Genomic DNA, 713 nt, shown 5'->3' on the forward strand with positions numbered 1-713 from the left:
GTGGGTACGGCGTTCGCCGCGCTCGGGGTCGTGCTGCCGGCGCTGCTGCTGCAGGACGCCTGGCGGTTCGCGTTCTTCGCCGCCGGCACCGGGCGGCGGGCGTTCGTCAACGACCTCGTGTGGGGCGCCGCGCTCGTCCCGGGCCTGGTGGTGGCGGCCCGGGTGGGCGGCGTGCCCGCTTTCGTCCTGGCCTGGGGGGCGGCCGCCGCGGTGGCCGCGGCGTACGGCTGCCTGCAGTCCGGCATCCGGCCCCGGCCGGCCCGCGCCCGCGGGTGGCTGCGCGAGCACCGCGACCTCGGCTACCGGTACCTCGTCGAGAACGTCAGCAACAGCGGCGCGGCCCAGCTGCGGGCGTACGGCCTCGGCGCGATCGCGGGGGTCGGCGCGGTGGGCGCGACGCGGGGCGCGGAGCTGCTGCTCGGGCCGTTCCTCGCGGTGCTGATGGGACTGTCCCTCGTCACCGTCGCGGAGGCGGCACGGGTGCTGCGGCGGGCCCCGCACCGGCTGGGCGCGTTCTGCCTCCTGCTCGGCGGCGGGCAGGCCGCCGCCGCGCTGCTCTGGGGCGGGGCGCTGCTGCTGACGCCGGACCGGCTCGGCGAGCGCGTGCTCGGCGACGTCTGGCACTCCGCCGCCGAACTGATCGTCCCGGCCACGCTCGGCGTCGCGGCCGCCGGCCTCGGCGTCGGCGCGGCGGCCGGGCTGCGCGCGCTCGC

At 79.8% G+C, this 713-nt stretch carries 1 protein-coding gene; it reads left to right on the plus strand.

Annotated elements, in window-relative coordinates; all coding sequences use genetic code 11:
- The coding region (locus ABD317_RS37450) for an MATE family efflux transporter (RefSeq protein ID WP_486389042.1) at window positions 1-713 on the plus strand (713 nt) is incomplete at both ends.

The organism is Streptomyces synnematoformans (assembly GCF_039531005.1).
Lineage (GTDB): Bacteria > Actinomycetota > Actinomycetes > Streptomycetales > Streptomycetaceae > Streptomyces > Streptomyces synnematoformans.